At 69.2% G+C, this 25,733-nt stretch carries 21 protein-coding genes; 13 read left to right on the forward strand and 8 right to left on the reverse strand.

Features of this window, described 5'->3' with window-relative positions; translation table 11 throughout:
* The first annotated feature begins 105 nt into the window (after positions 1-105).
* From BLP83_RS09825 to BLP83_RS09835, 3 genes are all read left to right on the forward strand, one after another.
* Complete coding sequence (locus tag BLP83_RS09825; protein ID WP_091241989.1) at positions 106-1,077, forward strand: helix-turn-helix transcriptional regulator; 972 nt, start codon at positions 106-108, stop codon at positions 1,075-1,077.
* Positions 1,067-2,023, forward strand: coding sequence for a patatin-like phospholipase family protein (locus BLP83_RS09830; RefSeq protein WP_091241991.1), 957 nt, complete (start codon positions 1,067-1,069; stop codon positions 2,021-2,023). Before BLP83_RS09825 ends, BLP83_RS09830 begins: the two co-directional genes overlap by 11 nt.
* An 89-nt stretch (positions 2,024-2,112) precedes the next feature.
* Positions 2,113-2,406 carry a hypothetical protein gene (locus tag BLP83_RS09835; protein WP_091241993.1) on the forward strand — a complete coding sequence of 98 codons (294 nt, stop codon included), beginning with the start codon at positions 2,113-2,115 and terminating at the stop codon, positions 2,404-2,406.
* A 30-nt stretch (positions 2,407-2,436) separates the two neighbouring features.
* On the opposite strand, the gene BLP83_RS18680 is transcribed toward BLP83_RS09835, so the two are convergent.
* The 3 genes from BLP83_RS18680 to BLP83_RS09845 form a co-directional block, all read right to left on the reverse strand.
* Entirely contained in the window at positions 2,437-3,366 is a 930-nt protein-coding gene (locus tag BLP83_RS18680) for a DUF4097 family beta strand repeat-containing protein (RefSeq protein ID WP_176764105.1), read from the reverse strand.
* A 64-nt stretch (positions 3,367-3,430) separates the two neighbouring features.
* On the reverse strand, positions 3,431-4,000 hold the full coding sequence (locus BLP83_RS18685; RefSeq protein WP_176764106.1) for a hypothetical protein: 570 nt from the start codon (positions 3,998-4,000) through the stop codon (positions 3,431-3,433).
* Positions 3,997-4,605 carry an RNA polymerase sigma factor gene (locus tag BLP83_RS09845; protein WP_091241999.1) on the reverse strand — a complete coding sequence of 203 codons (609 nt, stop codon included), beginning with the start codon at positions 4,603-4,605 and terminating at the stop codon, positions 3,997-3,999. Before BLP83_RS09845 ends, BLP83_RS18685 begins: the two co-directional genes overlap by 4 nt.
* A 96-nt stretch (positions 4,606-4,701) precedes the next feature.
* Here BLP83_RS09845 and gcvT point away from each other — a divergent pair, with 96 nt between their 5' ends.
* The 3 genes from gcvT to BLP83_RS18690 all read left to right on the forward strand — a co-directional run bounded on the left by gcvT (position 4,702) and on the right by BLP83_RS18690 (position 7,674).
* Positions 4,702-5,787 (forward strand): glycine cleavage system aminomethyltransferase GcvT, encoded by a 1,086-nt coding sequence (gcvT, locus tag BLP83_RS09850; protein ID WP_091242001.1) that lies wholly within the window; start codon positions 4,702-4,704, stop codon positions 5,785-5,787.
* Between the two features lie 91 nt (positions 5,788-5,878).
* Positions 5,879-6,265: a glycine cleavage system protein GcvH gene (gene gcvH, locus BLP83_RS09855; protein WP_091242004.1), complete on the forward strand. Its 387-nt coding sequence runs from the start codon at positions 5,879-5,881 to the stop codon at positions 6,263-6,265.
* An 866-nt stretch (positions 6,266-7,131) separates the two neighbouring features.
* Positions 7,132-7,674: a hypothetical protein gene (locus BLP83_RS18690; protein WP_176764107.1), complete on the forward strand. Its 543-nt coding sequence runs from the start codon at positions 7,132-7,134 to the stop codon at positions 7,672-7,674.
* 522 nt (positions 7,675-8,196) lie between these two features.
* Here BLP83_RS18690 and BLP83_RS09865 read toward each other — a convergent pair.
* The gene (locus BLP83_RS09865; protein ID WP_176764108.1) at positions 8,197-9,438 is read right to left on the reverse strand and encodes a serine hydrolase domain-containing protein; all 1,242 of its coding nucleotides are present in this window, start codon (positions 9,436-9,438) and stop codon (positions 8,197-8,199) included.
* Positions 9,439-9,561: 123 nt separating this feature from the next.
* Between BLP83_RS09865 and BLP83_RS09870 the strand changes: the two genes are divergently transcribed.
* A complete protein-coding gene (locus BLP83_RS09870; RefSeq protein ID WP_091242011.1) occupies positions 9,562-10,167 on the forward strand; it encodes a LemA family protein in 606 nt (201 codons plus the stop codon).
* Between the two features lie 22 nt (positions 10,168-10,189).
* On the forward strand, positions 10,190-12,118 hold the full coding sequence (locus BLP83_RS09875; RefSeq protein WP_091242014.1) for a M48 family metallopeptidase: 1,929 nt from the start codon (positions 10,190-10,192) through the stop codon (positions 12,116-12,118).
* A 162-nt stretch (positions 12,119-12,280) separates the two neighbouring features.
* Here BLP83_RS09875 and BLP83_RS09880 read toward each other — a convergent pair whose 3' ends face one another.
* Positions 12,281-13,858 (reverse strand): GMC family oxidoreductase, encoded by a 1,578-nt coding sequence (locus tag BLP83_RS09880; RefSeq protein ID WP_091242017.1) that lies wholly within the window; start codon positions 13,856-13,858, stop codon positions 12,281-12,283.
* An 80-nt stretch (positions 13,859-13,938) separates the two neighbouring features.
* Here BLP83_RS09880 and BLP83_RS09885 point away from each other — a divergent pair, with 80 nt between their 5' ends.
* Together BLP83_RS09885 and BLP83_RS09890 are read left to right on the forward strand one after the other, a co-directional pair.
* Positions 13,939-15,393, forward strand: a complete 1,455-nt coding sequence (locus BLP83_RS09885; RefSeq protein ID WP_143006630.1) for an MFS transporter — start codon at positions 13,939-13,941, stop codon at positions 15,391-15,393.
* 107 nt (positions 15,394-15,500) lie between these two features.
* The gene (locus BLP83_RS09890; RefSeq protein WP_091242022.1) at positions 15,501-17,564 is read left to right on the forward strand and encodes a S46 family peptidase; all 2,064 of its coding nucleotides are present in this window, start codon (positions 15,501-15,503) and stop codon (positions 17,562-17,564) included.
* A 243-nt stretch (positions 17,565-17,807) separates the two neighbouring features.
* On the opposite strand, the gene BLP83_RS09895 is transcribed toward BLP83_RS09890, so the two are convergent.
* Positions 17,808-18,554, reverse strand: coding sequence for a pteridine reductase (locus BLP83_RS09895; RefSeq protein ID WP_091242025.1), 747 nt, complete (start codon positions 18,552-18,554; stop codon positions 17,808-17,810).
* Between the two features lie 71 nt (positions 18,555-18,625).
* On the opposite strand from BLP83_RS09895, the gene BLP83_RS09900 reads away from it, so the two are divergent.
* The 3 genes from BLP83_RS09900 to BLP83_RS09910 all read left to right on the forward strand — a co-directional run bounded on the left by BLP83_RS09900 (position 18,626) and on the right by BLP83_RS09910 (position 21,649).
* The gene (locus tag BLP83_RS09900; protein WP_245680004.1) at positions 18,626-19,804 is read left to right on the forward strand and encodes a class I SAM-dependent methyltransferase; all 1,179 of its coding nucleotides are present in this window, start codon (positions 18,626-18,628) and stop codon (positions 19,802-19,804) included.
* Complete coding sequence (locus BLP83_RS09905; RefSeq protein WP_091242027.1) at positions 19,801-20,199, forward strand: hypothetical protein; 399 nt, start codon at positions 19,801-19,803, stop codon at positions 20,197-20,199. The genes BLP83_RS09900 and BLP83_RS09905 overlap by 4 nt, the downstream gene beginning before the upstream one ends.
* A 70-nt stretch (positions 20,200-20,269) precedes the next feature.
* A complete protein-coding gene (locus BLP83_RS09910; RefSeq protein WP_091242029.1) occupies positions 20,270-21,649 on the forward strand; it encodes a cyclic di-GMP phosphodiesterase in 1,380 nt (459 codons plus the stop codon).
* A gap of 217 nt (positions 21,650-21,866) precedes the next feature.
* Here BLP83_RS09910 and BLP83_RS09915 read toward each other — a convergent pair whose 3' ends face one another.
* On the reverse strand, positions 21,867-24,302 hold the full coding sequence (locus BLP83_RS09915; protein WP_091242031.1) for an ABC transporter permease: 2,436 nt from the start codon (positions 24,300-24,302) through the stop codon (positions 21,867-21,869).
* Between the two features lie 19 nt (positions 24,303-24,321).
* On the reverse strand, positions 24,322-25,593 hold the full coding sequence (locus BLP83_RS09920; protein ID WP_091242034.1) for a multifunctional CCA addition/repair protein: 1,272 nt from the start codon (positions 25,591-25,593) through the stop codon (positions 24,322-24,324).
* Positions 25,594-25,733: the final 140 nt, after the last annotated feature.

Raw genomic sequence — 25,733 nt, forward strand, 5'->3', positions numbered from 1 at the left:
TTGTTCCGGCTCAGGACGAAAGGCAAGGGCGCCGAGCATACCGCCGGGGCGCCCCGCATGCGCGCAGCGGCGGCTCGGCAGGCCACTGCGGCACAATAGCCGCCCATGGACCGACACGAACGCACCCTCACCCTGCACCGCATCCTGAAAGTCGCGCGCTATCCGGTCTCGGCGCAGCGCCTGATGGACGAGCTGCAGTGCTCGCGCGCCACGCTCTACCGCGACATCGCCTTCCTGCGCGACAGCCTGGGCGCACCGATCGAGTCCAGCGAGGATCCTTCGGGCTTCCGCTACGCCGACGACGAGGCCGAGCGCTTCGAGCTGCCAGGTCTGTGGCTCACCTCGGACGAACTGCATGCCCTGCTGGCGGCCCAGCAGTTGCTGGAACGCACTGGCGCCGGCGTGCTCAGCGAGGCGATCGAGCCGCTGCGCGGGCGCATCGATGCGCTGCTGGCCGAGCAGAGCGGCGGCAAGCGCTGGCCTCTGCAGCGCGTGCGCGTCGTCGGTCACGGCAGTCGTCCGCTGGACCAGCAGAGCTTTCGCGCCGTCGCCAGCGCGGTGCTGGAGCGCAAGCGCCTGAGCTTTGACTACCGCGCTCGTTCGACCGACACACCGACGCGCCGGCAGGTCTCGCCGCAGCGGCTGACGCATTACCGCAACCACTGGTACCTCGACGCCTTCGACCATGAGCGCGAAGGCCTGCGCAGCTTCGCGCTGGACCGCATCCGCGGGCCGCGGGTGCAGGACGAGACCGCGATCGACATGGCCGAGGCCGAACTCGACCAGCAGCTGTCCTCGAGCTACGGGATCTTCTCCGGCACGCCCAAAGCAGTGGCGACCATCCGCTTCTCGCCGCACGCCGCGCGCTGGGTGGCCGACGAGCATTGGCACTCCAAGCAGGAAGGCCGCTTCCTCGATGACGGCAGCTACGAGCTGAAACTGCCCTACAGCAATCCCAAGGAGCTGCTGATGGACGTGCTCAAGTACGGCCCCGACGCTGAAGTGATGGCGCCGCCGGCGCTGCGCCAGGAAGCGCGCATCCTGCTCAAGTTGGCGGCTTCGGCCTATGGCGACTGAGCCCGGCGCAATCGCCAGCGCCAAGCGGGTCTCGCTGGTGCTGGGCGCGGGCGGTGCCCGCGGCCTCGGTCACATTGGTGCCATCGAGGTGCTGCAGGAGCGCGGCTACCGCATCGTCGGCATCGCCGGTTCATCGATGGGGGCTCTGGTCGGCGGCATCCACGCGGCCGGCCGTCTGCCCCTCTACAAGGAATGGGCCTGTGCGCTGGAACGCAGCGACGTGCTGCGCCTGCTCGACTTCAGCTTTGGCTTTCCCGGCCTGATCCGCGGAGACCGGGTGATTGGCGCGCTGCGCGATCTGGTCGGCGAGCATGCGATCGAGAGTCTGTCCATTCCCTTCACTGCCGTGGCAACCGACCTGCAAAGCCAGCGTGAGGTGTGGTTGAACCGCGGCCGTTTGTTCGATGCGATCCGCGCCTCCATCGCCATACCGATGGTGTTCACGCCCTACCGCCTTGAAGGCCGTGACCTGGTGGATGGCGGCTTGCTGGCGCCGGTGCCGATCGCGGCCACCCGCCAGGTGCGGGCGGACCTGGTCATCGCCATCGACGTCAACGGGCCACCGGCGGCGGGCTTTCCGCGCGTCGAGCCCGCGGCCGAGCCTCTGCCGGTGACCACCAGCGAGGAGCCCAGTGGCTATCGTGCCCGGATCGCCGCTTTCATCGAATCGCTGACCGCCGGCTTCAGCGATGCCAAGCGCGAGGCAGGCGCGGAACAGAAGGCCCAGCCCGGCCTGATCGACCTGATGGGGCGCTCGCTCGACACCATGCAGGCGCAGATCGCGCGCATGCAGCTGGCGCTGGACCCGCCGGACCTCTTGATCCGCATGCCGCGCGATCGCTGCAGCTTCTATGAGTTCTGGCGCGCGGCCGAGCTGATCGAGCTGGGCCGGCAGTGTACGCAGCGCGCGCTGGATGCCTTCGAGGCCGGCCAGCGCGAGCGCTGATCCTGCGGGGGTTCCGCGGGTTGGCGGTTCTCAGGCCCTGAGATGCAGGCCGCACAGAGTCCGGGCTCCCGAGCGATCCGGAGCCCGCCATGTCCCTGTTGCGCCACCGCGTCCTGCAGCCGCTTCCATCCGCACCCGCAGCACTCCGTCGCCAGCCGCGGGCCGCGGGCCGCGCCCCGGCCGCCTGCGATCTGCTCGCGCCCCTGCTCTATCTCTGGCTGTGCACCGGCATCATCGCCAGCCTGCTGTTCCCGGCGCTGCGCGGCAGCGATCCGCTGATCGGCTGGTGGCCGTTCTGGCTGCTGCTCTGGCCCGCCACTTCGATGGTCCTGCTCGTCGCGTGTCGGCGCCAGCGCTTGCCGTACGCGCGCCGACTGCACTGAGTCCGCAGGCGCCGAAGCGCGGGCCTGCGCTCAGCGTCCCTGCAGGCTCAAGTCGATCGCGCCGGAGAAGGTCTCCAGCCGGATCCTTGACTCACCGCCGCCAAGCGTCGCGTCCAGGCTGGAGCCCGGGCCGTAGTCCTCGCGCTCCACCTCGCCGACCGGGCTGCGGATGCGACCGCTGAAGCTCTCGGCTTCGATCCGCGCCGAGGTGTCCGCGGGCAGCTCAAGGCGCAGCGCGCCGCTCAGCGTCTCGATGCGCAGCAGCCCGCCCGCGCTGGGGCCAGCACTGGCCCGCACGGCGCCGGATACCGTCTCGATCCTCAGCTCCTCGATCCGCTGCTGCAGGCGGACATCCACATCGCCGGAAACGGCTTCCGCGCGCAGGCGGCGGGCGGCGCTCGCTTCGACCTCAATGCTGCCGCTGACCGATTCCAGGTCCAGTTCGCTGGCGCCCGTTTGGATGCGCTGCCCGCCGCTGACGGTTTCCAGCTCCAACTGCTGGGGTGCGCTGTCGCGCAGGTCGACCTCGCCACTCACTGCGCTGATCTTCAGGCTGCGGCCGTTCATGCCGCGCACGTCGACCGTGGCGCTGACCGCTTCGACCTCAAGCCGCGCGTCGCGGGGCAGTTCGATCTGCAGGTCGGTATCGCCGCCCGCGCCGCCGCCCCAGCCCCAGCCTGAGCTGTTGGGGTATTCGATCTCGATGCTGACCGATTCGGGGTCGTCCGCCGAGAGCTTGAGTTCGGCGTCCTCGCCCAGCTGCCCGCGCAGGCGCAGCGTGCTGCCCTCGCCGCCGACCACGCGAATGCTGCCCTTGACGTTGCTGACCGACACGCGCGCATCGGCCGAAAGGGTGCGGGTTTCGTTGATGGCGGTCTGGGCCGAAGCGCAGGGCAGGGCAGCCAGCAGGCTGAGCGCCAGGCCCAGGGGGAAGAAGCGCAGGGGGCGGTGTTCAGACATGGCGGGTTCTCTCCGATAGGGAAACGAGTGGGGGCAGCGCGCGTCCTGCGGGTCGGCGTTGTGCTCAGGCATGGCGTTCGATGCCGCGCCGCAGCAGATCGAGGCGACGCTGGTGGACGCGGCGCAGCTCATCGAGCAGGCGTGCCTGTCGAGGGTGTTCGGCCAGCGCGGCGCTGATGCGGCGGCCTTCCAGATCCAGCGCCTGCAGTCCCGGCTGCAGGGCGGCCGGCAGCGGCGCGCCCTCGAACTGCGCGAAGGCAGCCGCGTACTCGCGCTCGAGGGCTTCGGCCTCGCGCAGAAGCAGGGTGTCGAGCGGATGCGCGCTCGCCATCGGCGCGGGCGCGAGGTCGGGCGGATGCTGGACCAGCACGCCCAGCACCACCACCGCCAGCAGACAGGCACTGGCCAGCAGCGACAGCGCGAACGTGCGATGCCGGCGTCGGGACGCTGTGCGCACGGAGCGCAGCGCAGCTGCCGGCACGCCATGTGCGGGGTTTGACGCTTGCGCATCTTGCTGCGCCAGGCGCGCGGCGATGTCCGGCCACAGATCGGGTGTGCGCGCGGGCATCGGTGCGGCGGCCCGCAGCCGCTCGCTCCAGCCGAGCTCGTCGTCGTGTTCGGGCAAACGGTTCATGCGGTGTCTCCCAGCGCGCGCCGCAGGTGCTGGCGCGCGCGATGCAGATGGGCCTTGCAGCTGCCGGGCGCGATGCCCAGCGAGTCGCCGATTTCCTCGTGGGTCAGACCCTCGATGTCGTGCAGCACCAGCACGGCACGGGCGCGGGCCGGCAGCTTGAGGATCGCCGCCTGCAGATCGATCTGATGCTCCTGTGCCTGTCGCGGCGCGGCCTGCAGCGACAGCGTGCTGTCGTCCACCTCGAGATCCTCGGCGTCGCGGCGTGCGCGCAGATCCATCAGGGCGGTGTTCACGGCCAGGCGATGCAGCCAGGCGCCGACCGGCGCCTCGAAGCGGAAGCCCGGCAGCGCCTTCCAGGCGCGGACGAAGGCGTCCTGGGTGAGTTCTTCGGCGCGCGCCTCATGCCCGCCCACCAGTCGCCACACCGCCGCATAGATCCGTCGATGCTCCGCGCGATAGAGCGCTTCGAAGGCTCGCACATCGCCCCGCGCCGCGCGTCGCGCCAGCGTCGCCAGCGGATCGGACGGTGCGCACTCATCGGCTTCGGGCGCGGTGGCGTCGGTCACGTCGATTGCATCGGGCAAGGGCAGGGTCGCGTTGAGCATACGTGCCCGGATGCCCTACGGCGCCGAAGGGTTTACCTGTACGTTCGAAGCTCGATAATGCGCCTCCGATTCTTCCAGCCCCGCATTGGAGCCCGCATGAGCCAGCAGACCGTGTTGAACGCCCGCCACCGTGAACTCGGCGCCCGCATGGTCGACTTCGGCGGCTGGGACATGCCGATCGCCTACGGCTCGCAGATCGAGGAACACCACCAGGTGCGCCGCGACGCCGGCATGTTCGATGTCTCCCACATGACCGTGGTCGATCTGCATGGCGCCAAGGTGCGCGCCTTCCTGCGCCAGCTGCTGGCCAACTCGGTCGACAAGCTGAAGAAGCCTGGCAAGGCCCTGTACTCCTGCATGCTCAACACGCGCGGCGGCGTGGTCGACGACCTGATCGTCTATTTCCTTGCCGAGGACTTCTTCCGCCTGGTGGTGAACGCCGCCACCCGCGACAAGGACATGGCCTGGATCGCCGCCAAGGCCGAACCTTTCGGCATTGAAGTGCGCGAGCGCCCGGAGCTGGCGATGATCGCGGTGCAGGGCCCGAGTGCGCGCGAGCGCGTGCTGGGCCTGCTGAGTGCGGAAGGTCGCGCGGCGATCGAACCCGTCGGCAAATTTGCCGCCGCCGAGGCCGATGGCCTGTTCATCGCGCGCACCGGCTACACCGGCGAGGACGGCTTCGAGATCATCGTGCCCGAGGGCGAGGCCGTAGCCCTGTGGGATCGCCTGTTGGAGGTCGGCGTCAAACCCTGCGGACTCGGCGCCCGCGACACCCTGCGTCTCGAAGCCGGCATGAACCTCTATGGCCAGGACATGGACGAGGACACCACGCCCTGGGAAGCCGCACTCGCCTGGACGGTGGCGCTGGACGAAGGCCGCGACTTCATCGGCCGCGCCGCGCTGGAAGCGCAGAAGGCGGCCGGCGCGCCGCGCCAGCTGATCGGCCTGGTGCTGGACGAAAAGGGTGTACTCCGCCACGGTCAGACCGTGCGCACCGCCAAGGGCGATGGCGAGATCCTCTCGGGCACCTTCTCGCCGACGCTGGGCAAGGCGATCGCGTTTGCGCGCGTTCCGTCGGGCGAACCCGGCGCGATCGCGGTCGACATCCGTGGCCGCGACGTCCCCGTGCGGCAGGTGACGCCGCCCTTTGTGCGCGAGGGCAAGCCGCGCGACGGCATCTGAAGCAGCGGACTCCACTGATAAACTCGCGCCGCCCGCGACGCGGTACTGCATCGCCTCCACACCGAACCACCGCCTGCCAAGGAGCAGACCCATGAGCGAGATCCCCGGTGACCTGAAGTTCCTGAAGTCCCACGAGTGGGCGCGACTAGAGGACGACGGCCGCGTCACCGTCGGCATCTCCGACCATGCGCAGGCTGCGCTGGGTGATCTGGTCTACGTCGAACTGCCCGGCGTCGGCGACGAGGTCGAGGCCGGCAAGGGCGTGGCCGTGGTCGAGTCGGTCAAGGCCGCCAGTGATGTCTATGCGCCGATCTCCGGCACTGTCGTTGCGGTGAACGAGGAGCTCGCCGATGCGCCCGAGACGATCAATGCCGATGCTTACGGCAAGGGCTGGCTGTTCGTGCTGCAGCCATCGGAGCCCGCTCAGCTCGGCGAGCTGCTCGGCCCGGACGAGTATGCCGAGCTGATCGAAGAGTAAGCCCGCAGCGACCGCGCGATTGGTCGCACGCGTGTGAACGAACGGGGCGCCTGGCGCCCCGTTCGTGTTTTCGATACCGGGTTGCGCCGGGTATCCGCGACCTTGGTCGAGTGATTCGCTGGAGGCATCGCCTTTGATCCGGAGCCGCATGCGACACGCCTCGCACGCAGCGCGACTGCGCTGCAGCACTGCGCTCGAGTGCTCGTCCTGATGCGGAGTGCTCGCGCAGTTTGCGCAGTTCTGCGCAGTTTGCGCATCGGAGTGGCCTGTGGGCACGAATCGAAGCGCAGCGCTGATGCTTCCGGTGGCGCAGCACGCTGTGCCGAAGGCGAAAACCATGAAGTTCCACCGTCACTTCGCGAGAATCATTGCGTAGCAAGGCTTTCAGCGTTTGGTTCTGCTACTTATCGAAGCGGAATCGGGCTGCCGGGAGTGGCTTCCAGGACGCTTCCGATACATCGAATCGCGCCGGTGCGAAGGCTTTGCGCGCTGCGCGCACGACAACTCTGTTGACACTTAGAAAAGCGCTGATTAGCTTTCGCGCAGCGTGTCAAGAACAGAACACATGGCGTTGAACATAGCGAGCCATCGAAACGGCCTCCGGCAGAGAACTCTCTGCGAATCCCTGCAAAGGGTGGGGCCGCGTTCTCTTCGAAAAACACGCTCGCCCGGAACGTCGCCGCAAGCGGCACGTCGCCGGATCCGCGGTCCGAACCCGGTCCGCATCACGCTGCTCGCGGCGTCCGCCGCGGCATTCGCCTCATGTGTTTGGACGCGTGGGCCTTGGGGCCCTCGCGCGTGATCGGCTGGGCTGCCATGGAAGGTGTCCAGGCGCGGAACCGGACGCGGTGTCCGGGAGTGGAGTGGTGGCGGACCAGGATGCCCGCACCGCAGGACGCGTGTTGCAAGAGTTGCGATCAACCCTGACGAGGAACCCGACGATGGCTATCAAGAAACCCGCTGCGAAGAAGGCCGCTCCGGCCAAGAAGGCTGCTGCCAAGAAGGCTGCTCCCGCGAAGAAGGCTGCTGCGAAGAAGGCCGCTGCTCCGGCCAAGAAGGCTGCTGCGAAGAAGGCCGCCGCTCCGGCCAAGAAGGCCGCGGTGAAGAAGGTCGCTGCCAAGAAGGCTCCGGCCAAGAAGGCCGTCGCCAAGAAGGCGGCTCCGGCCAAGAAGGCCGTGGTCAAGAAGGCCGCGGTCAAGAAGGCGGCGGTCAAGAAGGCTCCCGCCAAGAAGGTCGCTGCCAAGAAGGCGGCTCCGGCGAAGAAGGTGGCTGCCAAGAAGGCGGCTCCGGCGAAGAAGGTCGCTGCCAAGAAGGCTGCCCCGGCCAAGAAGCCTGCTGCGAAGAAGCCGGCGGCCAAGAAGAAGCCCGCTGCTCCGCTCGTTCCGCCGCCGGCTGCTCCGGCTGCCTGAAGCTGCGCGTTGCGTGCTCGCGCGTGAGGCGACATTCGTCGTCGCCTCACCGCAGAACATCAACCCCGGTGCCGCTTGGCATCGGGGTTTCTTTTTGGGCAACGCTGAAGAGTTCAGCCTTGTCGCGCGCCATGGAGAGCGCGCCCGCGGATCGAGCACGCGGTGCTCGGTTCGGCGTGGCCGAGCGAAGCGAAGGCGTCGTCGCGTAGCGGCCGGAGGAGTCCGGACATGTGTCGGACTCGCGATCACGGATCAAGGCCAGGAGGGACTTGATCCGTGTTGCCTTTGGGCCCGCTTGGCGGCTGTCGGGACGCGTGTTCTGCAGATGTGCAGCACGCCGGCGCCCGCAGCGAAGCCGGGACGCGCATGAGCCCACGCGACCGTGGGCTGACGGGGCATCAGGCACGAATCCCGGTGGGTCGAGTGGATTGGCTCTGGTCTAGGGTCGGCTGGCCACGTGCACCGGCTCGCTGACGGCGTCGCGTGCGCCTTCAGCCCCAGCGCTCTCGATTGGGGCGGGGCTCAGCGCCGACGGCGGCGAGGCTGCGAGTCGAGCTGCATCCAATCCTTGCGCGGCAGGCCAAGGAAGCTGTCGAGCGCGGTCGGCAACAGGCCGCTCTGCAGTCGGCACTCGCAGTTGACGAGCACCGCAATGCCAAACCCCCGCTCGGGCAGGAAGCCGATCAAGCCGCGGTAGCCCTGCACCGCGCCGCCATGGAACACCAGGGTTTCGCCGGCGTAGTCGAAGACGCGCCAGCCGAGGCCGTAGTGCGCGGCTTTGAGGCGTTCGCGACGCCAGGGCGCTGCGCGACGTTCCGAGGGCGTGGCTACCCGAGGCTTCTGGATCTCAGCCAGCAGCTCTGGCGAGAGCACGTCGGGACGGCGCCCCATCTGCGCCAGCAGCCACTGCGACATGTCGCGTGCGGTGGCGTTGACGCCCGCGGCCGGCGGTACGCGGTAGTAGTTCTCCTTGGGTCGCAGTGCGACGAAGCGCCCGCCCGCGCTCACGTGGGGGCGCGCCCAGCGGGCGCTGCCCTCCAGGCCTTCACGGCCATAGGTCGCCCCATACATCCCCAGCGGGTGGAAGATCTTCTTCTCGACCAGATGGGTGAAGAAGTCGCCTGTCACGGCGAAGGCGAGATCGCCGATCAGGCTGAAGGCGATGTTCTGGTAGGCGTAGCAGCGTCCGTCCGGGCACAGCATCGGCGCCTCGCCCAGACGCTGCGCCAGCAGCGGGTAGGGCTGGTCGTCCTCCAGCTCGCGATCGAAGGTGTGGAAGCCCAGTCCCACGGTGTGGCTCAGCAGATCGGCGGCCGTGGTTTCCATCGCCGTGTCGGCGCGCGCCAGCGCGAAGGCCGGCAGGTGATCGGCGACGCGGGTGTCCCAGCGCAGTGCGCCCTCTTCGACCAACAAGCCCGCGAGCGTACCGGCGAAGGCCTTGGACAACGAGGCCAGGCGGAAGGCGGTGTCGGCGTCGACCTCCTCGCTGCGCCTTGCCTGGGTATGACCGAAGCCGCGCTCCAGCAGCACCTGGTCGCCGTGCACCACGCTGACCGCCATGCCGACCACCCCGTACTCGCGCACCAGCCGCTCGGCCAGGCGTTCCACCGTGCGCGCGGTCTGTTCGGCGCGTGCGGCCTGGGCGGTGATCTCCACCGTGGGCTGGCGCGTCGGTGCCGCGCTCACCTCGGCGCTGGCCGCGGTCGACAGCCAGCCGAGGGCGAGGCCGAATCCAAGCGCGAGGCGCGATGTCACACGGGGCATGCGATGGGGTCGGTGCGGCACGTCGGGTCCAGGCTGGCGCGGCGGAGAAAGCCCACGCATTCTAGCCCGCGAGATCCGGTCGACGACCGCGACGCACGTCCCCCGTTCATCCCTGGAGGAGCCATGTCCATCCTGTTTCTGTTCGTGTTGACCGTGTTCGGCGTCGGCATCGCCCTGGTGCTGTGGGCGGTCGGCATCTACAACGGCCTTGTCACCCGCCGCAACGCCTACCGCAACGCATTTGCCCAGATCGATGTGCAGCTCACCCGTCGCCACGACCTGATCCCCAACCTGGTCGAGACGGTGAAGGCCTACATGCAGCACGAGCGCGACACCCTGGAGGCGGTGATCCGCGCCCGCAACAGCGCCATCGGCGGTTTGAACGCCGCCAAGGGCAACCCGGGCGATCCCGCGGCGATGCAGCAGCTGGCCCAGGCCGAGGGCGCGCTGGGCGGCGCACTGGGTCGCCTGTTCGCGCTGTCCGAGGCCTATCCCGAGCTGAAGTCGAGCGCCAACATGGCGCAGCTGACCGAAGAGCTGTCCTCGACCGAGAACCGTGTCGCCTTTGCCCGCCAGGCCTTCAACGATGCGGTGATGAGCTACAACAACCAGCGCGAGGTGTTCCCTGCCAACCTGCTGGCCGGCACCTTCAACTTCCAGCAGGCCGCCCTGCTCGGCATCGGCGAGGAGGAAGCGCACAAGCGCGAGGTGCCGAAGGTCCAGTTCTAAGGCCGCGGCGGAGCTCCCAGGCATGAACTTCTTCGAGCGTCAGGCACAGGCGCGCAGCCAGTCCAAGCGGCTGCTGCTGCTGTTCATCGCGGCGGTCGTGGCCATCGTCACGGCCGTCAGCGGGGGGATCTTCCTGCTGCTTCTGATCGGCGCCGACGCCCGCGATCTCGAACGCGCAGGCGGCGCTCTGGGCCTGCTGGGCGAGTTCAGCGGTCTGCTGCTGTTCGTCGCTGCGGCGACTGCCCTCGTGATCGCGGCGGCCTCGCTCTACCGCATCGCCAGCCTGCGCGGCGGCGGCGCGGCGGTGGCGCGGGCTATGGGCGGTCGCGAGGTGTCCGAGGACACCCGCGACCCCGAGCTCAAGCGGCTTCGCAACGTGGTCGAGGAGATCGCGATCGCCTCCTCGCTGCCGGTGCCGGCCATCTTCGTGCTCGAGGACGAGCCCGGCATCAACGCCTTCGCTGCGGGTTATGCGCCGGGAGATGCGGCGGTCGCCGTCAGTCGGGGGGCGCTACTGCACCTGAATCGCGATGAGCTGCAGGGGGTGATCGCCCACGAATTCAGCCACGTGCTGAACGGCGACATGCGCCTCAACATCCGCCTGATGGGCGTCCTGTTCGGTGTGCTGGCGCTGGGCGTCATCGGCGCGCGCGTGCTCGAACTCACTCGCGGCAGCCGCAGCCGCGATGCCGGACCGATCGTCGCCATCGGCCTGGTGCTGATGGTCGTCGGCTACGTCGGCCTGTTCTTCGGCCGGTTGATCAAGGCCGCGGTGTCGCGACAGCGCGAGTTTCTGGCCGATGCGTCCGCGGTGCAGTTCACCCGCCAGACCCACGGCATCGCCGGTGCGCTGAAGAAAATCGGCGGGCTGCCGGTCGGCTCGAAGCTGGCCTCGGCCGAGACCGAAGAAGTTGCGCACATGCTGTTCGGCGAGGGCATGGGCTTCGCAGGTCTGTTCGCCACCCATCCGCCCCTGCACGAGCGCATCAGGGCGCTGGAGCCTGGCTTCAACTGGGCCGAACTGAATCGCCTGCAGGCGCAGTGGCTGGCGAATCCGCCGCACGGCATGGAAGAGGACCTCGCGCTCGGTCTGGCCCAGCGCCAGCGCGGCGAACTGCCCGCGCGCGAAGCCGAGGTGGAACTGCAGGTCGAACGCGTCATCGAGCAGGTCGGTGCGCCCGACGTGCAGGATTTCCTGCGCGCCGGCGAGGCCCGCGCGGCGATCCCGCCGGCCATCGATCTCGCCCTGCAGCAGCCCGAACGCGCCCAGGCCCTGCTGCTCGGCCTGCTGCTGGACCGCGAGGAGCGGCTGCGCGCGCAGCAGCTGCATGCGGTGCGCGAGCTGCTGGGCGCCAGTGCGGCCGAACAGGTGCAGGTCGAGTCGGCCCTGCTGATCGGACTGCATCCGGCGCTGCGCTTGCCGGTGTTGCTGCTGGCACTGGGCAGCGTGCGGCATCTCGGGCGAGCCGGACAGCAGCGTCTGGTGGACGCCGTCGATGCCCTCATACATGCCGACGGCGAGCTCGAACTGTTCGAATACGCCATCGGCCGACTGCTGGTCCGGCAGATCGAGGACAGCATCGACCCGCGTGCCCGCGCCCGCCAGCGCATGATCAAGTTGAGCGAGGCCAGCGATGCAGCAGCCGATCTGCTCGCCGTGCTGGCCTGGTACGGCCACGACAGCGAAGCCGACGCCCGGCGCGCCTATCTGTCGGCCCTGCATGCAGCCTTGCCGCAGATGGCGAAGCCGTATGTGCCGCCGCAGGACTGGCGCCATCGTCTGGATCAGGCACTGCCGGTGCTCGACCGCATCGATCCGCCGGGCAAGCGCCTGCTGATCGAAGCCCTGGTCGTCGCGATCACCCACGACCAGCGCGTCAGCCTTGAAGAGGCCGAGCTGCTGCGCACGGTCTGCGCGTATCTCAGGTGCCCGCTGCCGCCGGTGGCCTGATTAAGAGCCGGGATGCGGGATTCGGGATTCGTTGAAGAGCGGGCGCCGCGATGTGTTTCTTCAACCCCGTCGACGCAGCCTTCGCCTTTTGCCTCAGCCTCAGTGCTGCGCGCTGTTGCGAATCCCGAATCTCAAATCCCGAATCCCAACGCGCTGCTGCCTTCAGCGCGAAGCGATGAAGGCTGCAGCACGTTCAGCAATCATCACCGTCGGCGCATTGGTGTTGCCGCCGACGAGCGTCGGCATCACCGAGGCGTCGACCACGCGCAGGCCGTCGACGCCGCGCACGCGAAGTTCGGAGTCGACGACGGCGGTCTCGTCCTCGCCCATGCGGCAGGTGCCGACCGGGTGATAGATCGTCTCGGCTTTGCGGCGGATGAAGTCGATGATGCCGGCCTCGTCCCGCACGGCCTCGCCCGGCAGCAGCTCGTGACTGCGGTGCGGCTTGAAGGCCGGCTGCGCGAGGATCTCGCGCGAGAGTCTCACGCACTCCACCATCACCTTGAGATCGAAGCCTTCGGCGTCGCTCAGGTAGTTGGCGTGGATGCGGATCTTGTCCTGTGGATTGGCCGATGCGAGTTCGAGATGGCCGCGGCTCTTGGGCCGCAGGAAGCAGGCGTGCACGGTGTAGCCGCTGCCCTTGAGCCGATTGCGGCCGTGGTCGTCGAGCAGGGCGGGGACGAAGTGGAACTGGATGTCGGGCCGCTCGTCCGCGGCCAGCCGCGAGCGCAGGAAGCCCCCGGCTTCGGCCACGTTGCTGGTGCCCGGGCCCTTGCGGAACAGGTAGTACTGCCAAGCCACCGCGATGTCGGAGAGCGTGTCGTAGCTCAGATCGTTGCTGGCCTGGGTCAGCGTGCAGATGTCCAGATGGTCCTGCAGGTTGGCGCCGACGCCGGGGGCATCCACGCGCACCTCGATGCCGTGCCGACGCAGCTGCTCGGCCGGGCCGATGCCCGAGAGCATCAGCAGCTGCGGTGAGTTGAGCGCGCCACCGCAAAGAATGACTTCGCGCTGCGCGCGCGCTTCGCGCAGACTCGAGCCCTGCAGGTAGCGCAAGCCGACTGCACGCTGCCCCTCGAAGATCAGACCCTGGGCCTGCGCGCCGGTGACGATGCTGAGATTCGTGCGATCGCGAGCCGGGTTCAGATAGGCCACTGCGGTTGAACAGCGTGCGCCGTTCTTCTGGGTGACCTGGTAGTAGCCGAAGCCGTCCTGGCGTGCGCCGTTGAAATCGTCGGTGCGGGTGTGGCCCGCCTGCAGCGCGGCCTCGATGAACACATCCGACAGCGGATTGGTGTGGATGTGGTCGCTGACCACGAGGGGGCCGTCCGCGCCGTGGAAGGCCGAGGCGCCGCGGGTGTTGCCTTCAGCCTTGCGGAAGGCGGGCAGGGCGCTCTGCCAGTTCCAGCCGCGCGCGCCCTGCTGCTCCCATTCGTCGTAGTCGCGGGCGTCGCCGCGGGTGTAGCACATGGCGTTGATCGAGCTTGAGCCGCCGAGGACGCGACCGCGCGGCCACCACAGGCGGCGGCCGCCGAGTTGGGCTTCGGGTTCGGTGCTGTAGTCCCAGTTGGCGTTCTTCTTGCCCACCAGCTTGGCGATGCCGGCCGGCATGTGGATGAAGGGATGCCAGTCGCGCGGGCCGGCCTCGATCAGCAGCACCTTGCAGTCGCGATCGGCGGAAAGCCGGTTCGCCAGCACGCAGCCTGCGGAGCCGGCGCCCACGATGATGTAGTCGTACATGAGAGGGCCTGATGCTGCGCTGCAGCGAGGCGCAGCGCGGGTTTGCGGGGTTTTTCCGAAGTGTCGGGACCGTAGACCCCATGTCTAGAGCAAAGACTCGATCCGCGCCGCGGAAAGCAGCGTTGCACGACCAAGGTCGCAGGCGCGCGGGCGATCGGCTAAGGTTCGCGCGCCGCGGCCGCGGCGCGCCCGTCGAGAACCGCTTGAGCCAGTCAGCCACTTCCGTGAAGTCCGCACAGAGCGCACGCGATGACGCCGGCGCCAGCCTCGGCAAGCTCGCCGGGCTGCGCGGGGCCTTGCGCGAGTTTCCGCCGCTGATCTGGGCCGCGCTGTACTTCTTCTTCCTGCTGACTGGCTACTACATCCTCCGGCCCGTGCGCGACGCGATGGGCAGTACCCAGAACCTGCAGCTGCTGTTCACCGGCACCTTCATCTGCATGCTGCTGCTGCAGCCGATCTACGGCGCCATCGTCAGTCGCTATGCGCGGCGCGTGTTCCTGCCCGTGGTCTATCTGTTCTTCATCGCCTGCCTGGCCGGCTTCTGGTGGATATTCAACCGCGACTACGCCTGGAAGAACACGGTGTTCTTCATCTGGGTGGCGGTGTTCAACCTGTTCGCCGTCAGCGTGTTCTGGAGCTACATGGCGGATGTGTTCCGCAATATCGAAGCGAGGCGGCTCTACGGCTACATCGGTGCGGGAGGCACGATGGGCGGATTCCTTGGCCCTGTGATCACACGCAGCTTGGCCGAGCAGATCGGCGTCGCCAACCTGCTACTGGTTTCTGCCGCGCTGATCGGGCTCTGCCTGTACTGCATCGTGCGCCTCGCGCCGTACGCGCGCCGGCGCGAGATCGAAGACGGCACGCGTTCCGGCGAGGAGGCGATGGGCGGCTCGATCCTCGCCGGCCTGCGCCTGGTCTGGGAGCGGCCGGTGCTGCGTGCGATGGCCGCGCTGCTGTTCTTTGGCGTCGGCGTCGGCACCCTGCTGTACAACGAACAGGCCGCGATCGCGCGTACCTACTTCGCGACACCGGAAGCCCGCACCAGCTACTACGCGAGCTTGGACCTCGCGATCAACCTCACCACCATCCTGGTGCAGGTGTTCCTCACCCGCTTCCTGCTGGTGCGCTACGGCATCGCCCCGCTGCTGCTGATCCCCGCTGGCGCGATCTTCCTGGGCTACTGCCTGCTCGCGGCAGCACCGCTGCCTCTGCTGGTGGCGATCGTGCAGGTGGCGACCCGCGCCGGCGAGTTCTCGCTGGCCAAGCCGGCGCGCGAGACGGTCTATACCCGCGTCGACCGCGAGTCGCGCTACAAGGCCAAGGCGGTGATCGATACCGTGATCTACCGCGCCGGCGACCTCACCTTCGTCTGGCTGCACAAGGGTCTGGCCATGCTCGGTTCGACCGCGGTCTTCCTGACCGGCGCCGCTCTGGCCGCGGGTCTGGGACTCGCGGCGTGGTCATTGATCCGCCTGCAGAAGCAGGCTCTGCCCGAAGAGCAGGCCGCGCAGGGCGCCGCCGAGCCCCGCTGAACCGGCCCTCAGGCCTGTCTGGAACGGGCGGGCGGAATCTTCCGGCACATCCGCTCCTTCACAAGCGGCCTACAATCGTGGGCTTCCAACACCGCTGTGGAGTCCCCATGCGCCTTATCGCCGCCAGCATTGCCCTTGCGATCGCCTCGCCCTCCTTTGCCGCCGAAGGCATGTGGACCCTCGACAACCTGCCGAAAGCGCAGATGCAGGCCGAGTTCGGCTTCACCCCGACCGAGGCCTGGGTGCAGAAGGTGATGCGCTCGTCCGTGCGTCTGGCCGGCGGCTGCTCGGGCAGCTTCATTTCGGGCGATGGCCTGGTCCTGACCAACCACCACTGCATCGTCGGCTGCATCGGTGATTTGTCCTCCGCCGACGCCAACCTGATGCAGGACGGTTTCCTCGCCAAGACGCGGGCCGAGGAGCGCCAGTGCCCCAACTTCGAAATCAACCGCCTGGAGTCGATCAGCGACGTCAGCGGCCGCGTCAGCGAAGCGACCAAGGGTCTGTCGGGTGAGGCCTTCGCCAACGCCAAGCGCGCCGCGCAGTCGGCGATCGAGGCCGAGTGCGCGGGTGAGGATCGCAACCGCGTGCGCTGCGATGTGGTCGACCTCTACCAGGGCGGCGTGCAGCACCTGTACCGCTACACCCGCTTCCAGGATGTGCGCCTCGCGTTTGCGCCGGAGTTCGCGGCCGGCTTCTTCGGTGGCGACCCCGACAACTTCAACTTCCCGCGCTACAACCTCGACATGGGCCTGCTGCGCGTCTACGAAGACGGCAAGCCGGTCGCGCTGGAAGACTTCTTTCCGCTGAACCCGGACGGCGCGGCGGAGGGTGAGCTGGTGATGATCACCGGCCATCCCGGTTCGACCCAGCGCCTGCTGACCGTGGCCCAGCTCGAGGCGCTGCGCGACCAGTCCCTGATCAACCGTCTGCTGAGCCTGGCCGAGATGCGCGGCGTGCTGCTGCAGTTCGGCGCACTCGGCGAGGAGCAGGCGCGGCAGGCCCAGAACGACCTGTTCGGCGTCGAGAACAGCTTCAAGGCCCTGCGCGGCCGCCAGAGCACGCTCAACGATCCGGCCGTGTTCGAGGCCAAGCGCAAGGACGAAGAATCGCTGAAGGCCTTCGTCGCCGCCGATCCCAAGCTGAGCGAGGAGATTGGCGACCCCTGGTCGGCGATCGCCGAAGCCACCCGCATTTCGCGCGAGATCGAGACCGCCTTCAACATGCTGGAAGGCGCTGGCGGCTTCCGCACCGGCTACTTCGGCTTGGCGCGCACGCTGGTGCGTGGCGCCGACGAGCGCGCCAAGCCCAACGCCGAGCGTCTGCGCGAATTCGGCGAGGCCGGCCTGCCGCGCGTCGAGCAGGGCCTGTTCGCCGAGCGTCCGCTCTACCCCGATTTCGAGATCGTCAAGCTCGGCTGGAGCCTGTCCAAGCTGCGCGAGGAGCTGGGCGCCGATCATCCGGTCGTGCGGCAGGTGCTGGGCAAGGACAGCCCGCAGCAGCTGGCCGAGCGCGTGATCCGCGGCACCAAGCTGGGCGATGTCGCGGTGCGCCGTGCGCTGTGGGAAGGCGGTGCCGATGCCATTGCCAAGTCCGACGACCCCATGATCGCGCTGGCGCGTGCCGTCGACCCGGCGGCACGCGAGCTGCGCGCGCGCTACGAGCGCGAGGTGCAGGCGGTCACCCAGCAGGCGGCCGAGAAGATCGCCCGCGCGCGCTTCGCCCAGCTGGGCACCGGCGTCTACCCCGATGCGACCTTCAGCCTGCGCCTGTCCTATGGCGCCGTGCAGGGCTGGGAGTGGGGCGGTGAGACCGTGCCGTCGATGACCTACATCCGCGGCCTGTACGAACGCGCGACGGGCTCTGATCCGTACAAGCTGGCGCCGAGCTGGGAGAGCTCGCGCGAGAAACTGAACCTTGATCTGCCGATGAACTTCGTCAGCACCAACGACATCATCGGCGGCAACTCCGGCAGCCCGGTGATCAATGCCAAGGCCGAGGTGGTGGGCCTGGTGTTCGACGGCAACATCCATAGCCTGGGTGGCGCCTTCTGGTACGACGCCCGGATCAACCGCGCGGTCAGCGTGCACTCGGCGGCGATGATCGAGGCCCTGCGCAAGGTGTACGACGCGAACCATCTGGCGGATGAGATTCTTGAGGGCCGAGAATAGGGAATAGGGAATCGGGAGTGGGGAATCGACCGAAGGTCGGTTCCCCGCGGCCCCGTTGAAACGACGGCTGTCGCAGCAAAGCGGCAGCTGTCGTGTCGTCCACGCGAAAGCGCGGCGGGTGTGGGGCGCACGGTGGGCCAGGGCCCACCCCATGCCGCACGCTTTTTCGAATCCCGAATCCCGAATCCCGAATCCCGAATCCCGAATCCCGAATCCCGAATCCCGAATCCCGAATCCCGGCGCTCACATGTTGAGCGCCCGCCCGCCGTCCACCCGCAGCACCTGCCCGCTGGTGTACTCGGCGCGGAGCAGGTAGGCGATGGCCTCGGCCACGTCTTCCGGGCGTCCGGGGCGCTTCAGCGTGGTCTTGTCGAGCAGGGCCTGCTGTTCGGCGCTGGGCTTGCCGGTCTCCGGCCACAGCACGGCGCCCGGTGCGACGGCGTTGACGCGGACCTCGGGCCCCAGCTCTTTCGCCAGCGACAGGGTCATCATCAGCAGGGCGGCCTTGGCCATGCAGTAGACGGTGTGCTCCGCCAGCGGACGTTCGGCGTAGACGTCCACCAGATTGACGATGCAGCCGCGCGTGGCACGCAAGTGCGCTGCGGCGGACTGGCTCAGAAAGAAGGGCGCGCGCGCGTTGCTGGCGAACAGTCCGTCCCAGTCCGCCTCGGTGGCACTGCCGATCGGCGTCGGATGGAAGCTCGAAGCGTTGTTGATCAGCGCATCCAGACGACCGAAGCGCGCCATCGTCGACGCCACCAGCGAGGACGCCGCGCCGGGCTCGGCGAGCTCCGCGCGAATGGCCAGCACGCTGCCTGGCCGGGCGGCCTCCAGCTCCTGCTCCAGCGCCAGCATCGCGTCGGTCGAACTGCGGTAGTGCAGGGCGAGGTCGTAGCCTTCGGCGTGCAGGCGGCGCGCGATCACCGCGCCGACCCGGCGCGCCGCGCCGGTGATCAGCGCGACCGGAGCGCGCGGGGTGGATGCAGACATCGGGGTATCCTTCGTGCGGTCTGGCCGCAGTGTCGATGTTGGCCGCTGAAGATTCCATCACGAGACCGCCCATGATCCCCCTCGACCTGCCGGCGCCCGCACCCGAGGCGCAGGCCCACAGCGAACGTCTGCGCGCGCTGATCCACGCCGAGATCGCGCGCAGTGGCGGCGCGATTCCGTTCTCGCGCTACATGGAGCTGGCCCTGTACGCCCCGGGGCTGGGCTACTACAGCGCCGGCGCCACCAAGTTCGGTGCGGCCGGCGACTTCATCACCGCGCCCGAGCTGGGCGGCCTGTTCGCGGCCTGCGTGGCCGAAGCCACGGCGCCGGTGCTTCGCCGCTACAAGGGGGCCGCCTGCTTCTTCGAGCTTGGCGGCGGCAGCGGTGCCTTCGCCCGTCACGTGCTGCCGGCGTTGTCCGCGCGCCATGCGCTGCCGGCCGAGTACCGCATCCTGGAGCCCAGCGCCGACCTGCGCGAGCGCCAGCGCGCCCGGCTCGAGGCCGAGCTTCCCGCCGAGCTGTTCGGGCGGCTGCGCTGGCTGGACCGCCTGCCCGAGGAGGACTGGGTCGGCGTGCTGTTCGCCAATGAAGTCCTGGATGCGCTGCCGGCTTCCCGGTTCGTGATGCGTGCCGGCGAAGTCATGGAGCAGCATGTCGAACGCACCGACGCGGGTCTGCGCTTCTGCGAGCGCCCCGCCGACATGCTGGTCGGCGGCGCGGTGCGCCATCTGGAGCGCAGCCTGGGCCGCGGCTTCGAGGGGGGCTACACCAGTGAGCTGCTGCCGCAGCTGCCCTATTGGCTGGACGCGGTCTGCGCGTCGCTGGCCGAGGGCCTGGCCCTGTTCGTCGACTACGGCTATCCGCGTTCGGAGTTCTACCTGCCCGAGCGCTCGGACGGGACCCTGCTCTGCCACTACCGCCACCGCGTGCATGCCGATCCGTTTCATCTGCCCGGCCTCACCGACATCACCGCCTCGGTCGATTTCACCGCGCTGGCGGAAGCCGGCCAGCACGCCGGCTTCGAGCTGGCCGGCTACTGCAGCCAAGCGGCCTTCCTGCTCAACAACGGCCTGCAGCAGCACGTCGAGGCCGGCGCGACGGATGCGATCAGCCAGCAGCGTCTGGCCCTGGAGTCGAAGCGCCTGATCCTGCCCGCCGAGATGGGCGAGCGTTTCCAGGTGATGGGCCTGGTGCGCGATGTCGACTGCGAGGCGCAGTTCGCGTTTGGCGACCTGAGCCACCGCCTGTGAGCCCGGCCGCCCGCCTCGCGCGGCGCCATGCCTGGTTGCGTCCGCTGTGGATCACCGGCCTCGCGCTCTACCTGGCTCTGATCGCGCTGCTGTCGCTGCTGCCGCCGCCCGAGCTGCCGCTGGACCCGGGGCGCTACGACAAGCTCTGGCACGCCTTGGGCTACGCGCTGGCCGGATTCGCCTGCGTGCCGCTGTGCCGGCGCGCGCGGACCCTGCTGGTGGCCGGTATCGGGCTGGCCGGCTTCGGACTGGCGCTCGAATTCCTGCAGGGCGCGGGCGGCGTCCGCAGCTTTGACCTCATGGACGCCCTCGCCAACGGCCTTGGCGCCGGTCTTGGCCTGCTGGCGGGCGTTTCGCCGCTGCGCGGCCTGCTGACGGTATCGCGCCGCGACTAGCGCGCGGGCCGCGGCCCGCCGCTTGCATCAACGCCCATGCTGTCCTGCCCCCAGGTGCGCCCTTTCGGCCATGATCAAGGCCATTCCCATCCGTCTCGCCCGCCCGGGCATGTGGTTCCATCGCCTCGGTGGCGACGGCACCCATCCGGTGTTCTTCCGGCATTCCTTCCTGCTGACCGCGCAGGAGATCGACGTGCTTCGGCGCGGCGGCGTGGCCGAATTGCTGATCGACACCGAACGCGGCCTGGACTGCCCCGGCTGGCCGCCGCCAGGGGTCGAAGCAGCGGAAGCGCAGGACCCGGCCGAGGAGGACGGTCCGGTGGCGGAGCCCGCGGAGGCGATCGCGCAGGAAGCGGGCGATGACGCTCAAACGGACGAGGACGCGCCGAGCGAAGGCGCCTGCGAAGCGCCTGGGGACTCCACGGCCGAGAACGCGACCGAAGCTCACGCGGATTCCCTGGAGCAGCCCCCTGCGGCGCCCATCAAGCCCGCGCCCCCGCGCCGTGCTCAGCGCGCCATCGAAGCCGAACTGCAGTCCGCGCAGAAACTCTGTCTTGCGGCCAAGGAGAAGATGGTCGAGTTGTTCAGTGAGGCGCGCATGGGCAAGGCGGTCAGCCCCTCGGCGGTGGAGCCGCTGGTGGAGGAGATCAGCGCGTCGGTCACCCGTAACCCGGACGCCTTGATCAGCGTCGCGCGTCTGAAGCGCCATGACGACTACACCTACCTGCACTCGGTCGCGGTGTGCGCTTTGATGATCGCGCTGGCGAGGCAGCTGCGCCTTCCCGCCCAGCAGATCCGCGAGGCCGGCATCGGCGGCATGCTGCACGACATCGGCAAGGCGGCCATGCCCCTGCAGGTGCTGAACAAGCCGGGCGCGCTGACCGACGATGAGTACCGGATCATGAAGGCGCACCCGGTGCGCGGCTACGAGATGCTCAAGGAAGGCGGTGCCGCCTCGGCGGCGGCGCTGGAGATCGCCCTGCATCACCACGAGAAGTACGACGGCACCGGCTATCCGCACGGCCAGGCTGGCGAAGACATCGACCTGCTCTCGCGGATGGGGGCGGTCTGTGACGTCTACGATGCGATCAGCTCGAACCGTCCCTACAAGAAGGCCTGGAGCCCGGCGGAATCGGTGCGCCGCATGGCCGCCTGGAAAGGTCACTTCGACCCGCAGGTGTTCAACGCCTTCGTGAAATCGATCGGTATCTATCCGGTCGGCGCGCTGGTGCGGCTGCAGTCCGACCTGCTGGCCGTGGTCACGGAGCAGCACGACGAATCGCTGCTGACGCCCAAGGTGCGGATCTTCTTCAACGCCAAGAAGCGCGAGCCGGTGTTCATCCGCGATCTCGACCTCGCATCGCCCAACTGCGCCGACCGCATCGCTGGCATCGAATCGCCCGAAACCTGGAATTTTCCGCAGCTGGAGAAGCTGTGGATGCCGGGGTAGGCCGCGCGACTCGGGAGCGACAAGGCGAAGAGGCGGCTCGCGGATCCACGCGCTGTGGCGTGACCGAGCGCGCTGGGCGAAGCGGGCGATCGGGGATGCGGACCGAGGCGGCCACACGCGACGAGCCCGGCGACCCCCCCATTCAGCCATGGGCCCGGCGGCGACCGCCTCCGCCCGGCCGGGACTCACGCGTGTCCCGAGGGCCTGGCGGGCGCACTCACTGTCGCAGCGCCTCCATCGGCGCGATGCGTGCGGCCTGCCGTGCAGGCAGCGCGCCGGCGAGCACCGCGGTGACGAGCAGGATCAGAACGGCCGCAGCGAGGCTGGCCATATCCAGACTGCCGACGCCGTACAGCAGGCTGCGCAGCGACGGTACCAGCAGGGCGTACAGGCCGAGCCCGGCGCCGATACCGATCACAGCGAGGCTGATGGCCTGCAGCATGACCAGACGGGCGATGCGAAGGGGAGCCGCGCCGAGCGCGGCGCGTACGCCGAACTCCCGACGGCGCAGCGCGACCGTGTAGGCCATCGCGCCATACAGGCCCAGGCTGCCGAGCAGCAGCGCCAGCGCGGCGGCGGCGCTCAGCAGCCGCAGCCCCAGCGAGAGCGCTGCGGTCGAAGCGTCGCTGATCGTCTGCAGAGACTCCGCAGTCGACACCGGGACGCCGGGGTCGAGCTCGCGGACGATGGCGCGGATCGACTCGACCAGGGCCTCGGTGGCGGCGGCGTCCTGCGAACGCAGCAGCAGGGCCAGGCTGCGGGGAGCGGCGGGCTCCCGCTGCGGATCAAGCGCTGGCAGCGGCGGGCGATACAGGGTGGGCTGCGGGGGCGCGGTCAGGCTGCGGTCGCGTACATCTGCCACCACGCCGACCACCGTGTACGTCGGGCCATCAGGGTCGAGCGCAAGCTGTCGTCCGACTGCCGCGGCGCTGTCCGCATCGCCGAACAGTGCGCTTGCAGCGGACCGGTTCAGCACCACGTTGCTGACCTGTTCGTGTTCGCTGCGGGCAAAGCCGCGCCCGGCCAGCACGGGGATCTGCAGCGCTGCGAAGTAGTGATCGTCGACAGCGTTGATCGGCAGGCTGAGCAGGCGGTCGCCACCGACCGCGCGCAGGGTTTGCTGCAGCGGCTCTCCGCCCGCCAGCGGCAGCCGCTGCGCCAGTCCGGCCGCTTCCACGCCCGGCAATTCCCGCGCCCGAGCGCTCAGGGCCGAGTAGAAGGCGACGCCGCACGCTTCGTCGTAGCGGGCGAACGGCAGCTGGGTCCACAGCGTGGTCACGCCCGCGGTGCTGAAGCCGGGGTCGATCTGCTGCAGCGCCTGCGCCGAGCGCAGCAACAGCACAGCACCGGCGGTCACCGCCAGCGCCACCGCGAACTGCGCTGCGACCACGACGCCCTGCACTCGCGCCGTCCTTGCGCGCCCGCTCGCGCTGCTGGCCTGCTGCGACAGCGAGGCGGCGCGCAGAGGCAGCCGCGCGGAGGCCGCGCAGAGCAGGGCGCTGACCAAGGCGAGGGCGGCGCCGACGCCGAGGCTTGGCAGGTTCAGGCCGAGACCGGACAGTCGCGGCAGGTCGGGCGGAGCGAAGGCGGCGAACACGTGCACGGCCATCGCGGCCAGCGGCGGTACGAGAGCGGCTGCTGCCATCGCCAGCAGCAGGGGTTCGGCGAACTGCTGTCCTTGGCCGCGCAGGCCATGGGCGCCCAGCGCCTGGCGGATCGCCTGTTCGGCGCGGCGGCTGTTGGCGCGGATCAGCATCAGGTTCATCACGTTGGCCCAGGACACGAGCAGCAGCAGGCCACCGGCCGCGGCGAGCAGACCAAGCGTCTGCTCGGCACCTCGGGTCAGGCTGTCGTGCAGCAGCGCGACCCGCGGCTGTGGCTGCAGCGTGTCCAGCCAGTCCTGGGTGCGGCCACCCGCCTGCAGGCGGGGATAGGCGGTCGCCAGTCCGGGCAGCAGGACGCCGAGTTCCTGCTGCAGCTGTTGCGGCGAGGCGCCGGGCTTGAGCCGCGCCACGCCGGCGTAGGAGAAGTCGCCCAGCGCTGCATCGGCGCTGAGCCGGCCCGGCAGCCAGAGGCGCGTCTCTGCCGAGGGAAAGGCGAAGCGCGCGGGCATGACGCCGACGATCTCGCGGCGCACCTCGTTGATCAGCAGGGTTCGCCCCAGCACCGTCGGATCGGCGCCGTAGCGGGCCCGCCATTCGGCTTCACTGAGAATCACCGCACCGCCACCGTCCATGCGGTGTTCGTCGTCAGTGAAGAAACGACCGAGCAGCGGCGCGACGCCGAGCAGGTCCAGTGTGCCCGGGCCGACCCAGGTCGCGCGGATGCGCTGGGCGGGCGCATCGCTGCTTTCGTCGCGAAGGTTGGACTCGCCCTGGCCGCCGCGATAGAAACCGACCGCCTCGATCTGGCTTGCCGACCGATAGATCGATTGCAGCACCAGCGGCTGCGCCAGCGCCGGCTGCCGTGCGCTCTCCCAGCCGATGCTGACCAGACGCTCGGGTTCGCGGAAGGGCAGGGGCGCCAGCAGGATGCCGTACACGATCGCGAACATCGCGGTCGCAGCGGCCATGCCCACCGCCAGGGTCAGCACCACGGTGATGCTGAAAACGGGCGTGCGCAGCAGGCCGCGCAGAGCGTGGTGCAGGTTCATGTCCGCAGGGCCTCGGAGTTCATGACGGGGCGTCGCTGGCGATCACAGCCGAGATGGCAGCGACTCGCGCGCGCTTCAGAGCCTCGCCCACCTCCGGGCCTTTGAGCCCTGACAGGTCGAGGTCGCGGGCCTGCACACCCAGCGCGGCGCGGTGGCAGCGGTCGAGCCGTTCGCGGTTTGGGTAGGGCTGGTCGGCGAGACCGGCGCGGCCGCGCTTGTCGATCTCGCAGACCCAGCCGATCTGGGCGATGCGCTCGGGCCGGCGGTAGCCGTCACAGCGTTGGATCAGGGCCTCGATGCTGGCGGCGCGCATCTCGTGCAGACGATGCACGTTCAGATGCTCGCGGCAGGCATGCAGGGCGAGGTCGCGGGCGTCCACAGGCACGCGCAGGCGCTCGCAGACCGCGCGGATCGGCTCGAGCCCGCGCTCCTCGTGGGCGATGTGTCTGGGCAGCTCCTCGGCGGGCGTCAGCGCCTTGCCCAGGTCGTGGACGAGCACCGCGAAGGCGACCTGCGTGTCCCCCGGCCTGAGCTTCGCCGACTGCTCCAGACACAGCTCGATGTGCAGGCCGGTGTCGATTTCGGGATGGTATTCGGGGCGCTGCGGCACGCCGTAGAGGGCGTCGACCTCGGGCAGCAGCCGGGCCAGCGCGCCGCATTCGCGCAGCACGCGCAGCAGGGTCTGCGGGGCGGGCTCGGCGAGGCCGCGGGAGAGCTCCTTCCACACGCGCTCCGGCACCAGATGATCGACCTCGCCGTTCGCCACCATCTGCCGCATCAGCGCCAGGGTCTCGGCGGCGACCCGGAAGCCCTGCGGCGCGAAGCGGGCGGCGAAGCGCGCCACCCGAAGGATCCGAACCGGGTCTTCGGCAAAGGCCGGCGACACATGGCGCAGCAGGCGCGCCTCGATGTCCGCGCGGCCGCCCCAGGGATCGACCAGGCGACCGTCCGGGGCCATCGCGATGGCATTCAGGGTCAGGTCGCGGCGCTGCAGATCGTCCTCCAGCGTGACCGAGGGGTCGGCATCGACAACGAAACCGCGGTAGCCGCGTCCGGATTTGCGCTCGGTGCGCGCCAGCGCGTACTCCTCGCCGCTGACCGGATGCAGGAATACCGGGAAATCGGCGCCGACCGCGCGAAAGCCCATGGCCTCCATCGCAGCCTGCGTGCTGCCAACCACCACCCAGTCGCATTCGCCGACGGGGCGATCAAGCAGCAGATCGCGGACGGCGCCTCCGACCAGATAGGTGCCGGGAGGAAGGGGGGAAGGACGTGCGGGGAAGCTCGACATGGGGGGATGGTAGCGAGCATGCGGTTCTGCTGCGCGTTCGTTCTCCCCTCACATGACTGCAGTCGTGGCGGCGCGCTGCCAGCGCGCGCGGGCGCCATATGCGTCAACCGCCCTTGGTCGCGCCAGCAGCGAGCGCCTAT

The sequence above is a fragment of the Aquimonas voraii genome (assembly GCF_900101825.1).
Classification (GTDB): Bacteria; Pseudomonadota; Gammaproteobacteria; order Xanthomonadales; family Xanthomonadaceae; genus Aquimonas; species Aquimonas voraii.

What these genes read in the sequence shown, in the direction of transcription:
- BLP83_RS09825 (WP_091241989.1), top strand. Translation starts at nt 106, where the DNA reads ATGGACCGACACGAACGCACCCTCACCCTGCACCGCATCCTGAAAGTC.
- BLP83_RS09830 (WP_091241991.1), top strand. Translation starts at nt 1,067, where the DNA reads ATGGCGACTGAGCCCGGCGCAATCGCCAGCGCCAAGCGGGTCTCGCTG.
- BLP83_RS09835 (WP_091241993.1), top strand. Translation starts at nt 2,113, where the DNA reads ATGTCCCTGTTGCGCCACCGCGTCCTGCAGCCGCTTCCATCCGCACCC.
- BLP83_RS18680 (WP_176764105.1), bottom strand. Translation starts at nt 3,366, where the DNA reads ATGTCTGAACACCGCCCCCTGCGCTTCTTCCCCCTGGGCCTGGCGCTC.
- BLP83_RS18685 (WP_176764106.1), bottom strand. Translation starts at nt 4,000, where the DNA reads ATGAACCGTTTGCCCGAACACGACGACGAGCTCGGCTGGAGCGAGCGG.
- BLP83_RS09845 (WP_091241999.1), bottom strand. Translation starts at nt 4,605, where the DNA reads ATGCTCAACGCGACCCTGCCCTTGCCCGATGCAATCGACGTGACCGAC.
- gcvT (WP_091242001.1), top strand. Translation starts at nt 4,702, where the DNA reads ATGAGCCAGCAGACCGTGTTGAACGCCCGCCACCGTGAACTCGGCGCC.
- gcvH (WP_091242004.1), top strand. Translation starts at nt 5,879, where the DNA reads ATGAGCGAGATCCCCGGTGACCTGAAGTTCCTGAAGTCCCACGAGTGG.
- BLP83_RS09865 (WP_176764108.1), bottom strand. Translation starts at nt 9,438, where the DNA reads ATGCCCCGTGTGACATCGCGCCTCGCGCTTGGATTCGGCCTCGCCCTC.
- BLP83_RS09870 (WP_091242011.1), top strand. Translation starts at nt 9,562, where the DNA reads ATGTCCATCCTGTTTCTGTTCGTGTTGACCGTGTTCGGCGTCGGCATC.
- BLP83_RS09875 (WP_091242014.1), top strand. Translation starts at nt 10,190, where the DNA reads ATGAACTTCTTCGAGCGTCAGGCACAGGCGCGCAGCCAGTCCAAGCGG.
- BLP83_RS09880 (WP_091242017.1), bottom strand. Translation starts at nt 13,858, where the DNA reads ATGTACGACTACATCATCGTGGGCGCCGGCTCCGCAGGCTGCGTGCTG.
- BLP83_RS09885 (WP_143006630.1), top strand. Translation starts at nt 13,939, where the DNA reads ATGTCTAGAGCAAAGACTCGATCCGCGCCGCGGAAAGCAGCGTTGCAC.
- BLP83_RS09890 (WP_091242022.1), top strand. Translation starts at nt 15,501, where the DNA reads ATGCGCCTTATCGCCGCCAGCATTGCCCTTGCGATCGCCTCGCCCTCC.
- BLP83_RS09895 (WP_091242025.1), bottom strand. Translation starts at nt 18,554, where the DNA reads ATGTCTGCATCCACCCCGCGCGCTCCGGTCGCGCTGATCACCGGCGCG.
- BLP83_RS09900 (WP_245680004.1), top strand. Translation starts at nt 18,626, where the DNA reads ATGATCCCCCTCGACCTGCCGGCGCCCGCACCCGAGGCGCAGGCCCAC.
- BLP83_RS09910 (WP_091242029.1), top strand. Translation starts at nt 20,270, where the DNA reads ATGATCAAGGCCATTCCCATCCGTCTCGCCCGCCCGGGCATGTGGTTC.
- BLP83_RS09915 (WP_091242031.1), bottom strand. Translation starts at nt 24,302, where the DNA reads ATGAACCTGCACCACGCTCTGCGCGGCCTGCTGCGCACGCCCGTTTTC.
- BLP83_RS09920 (WP_091242034.1), bottom strand. Translation starts at nt 25,593, where the DNA reads ATGTCGAGCTTCCCCGCACGTCCTTCCCCCCTTCCTCCCGGCACCTAT.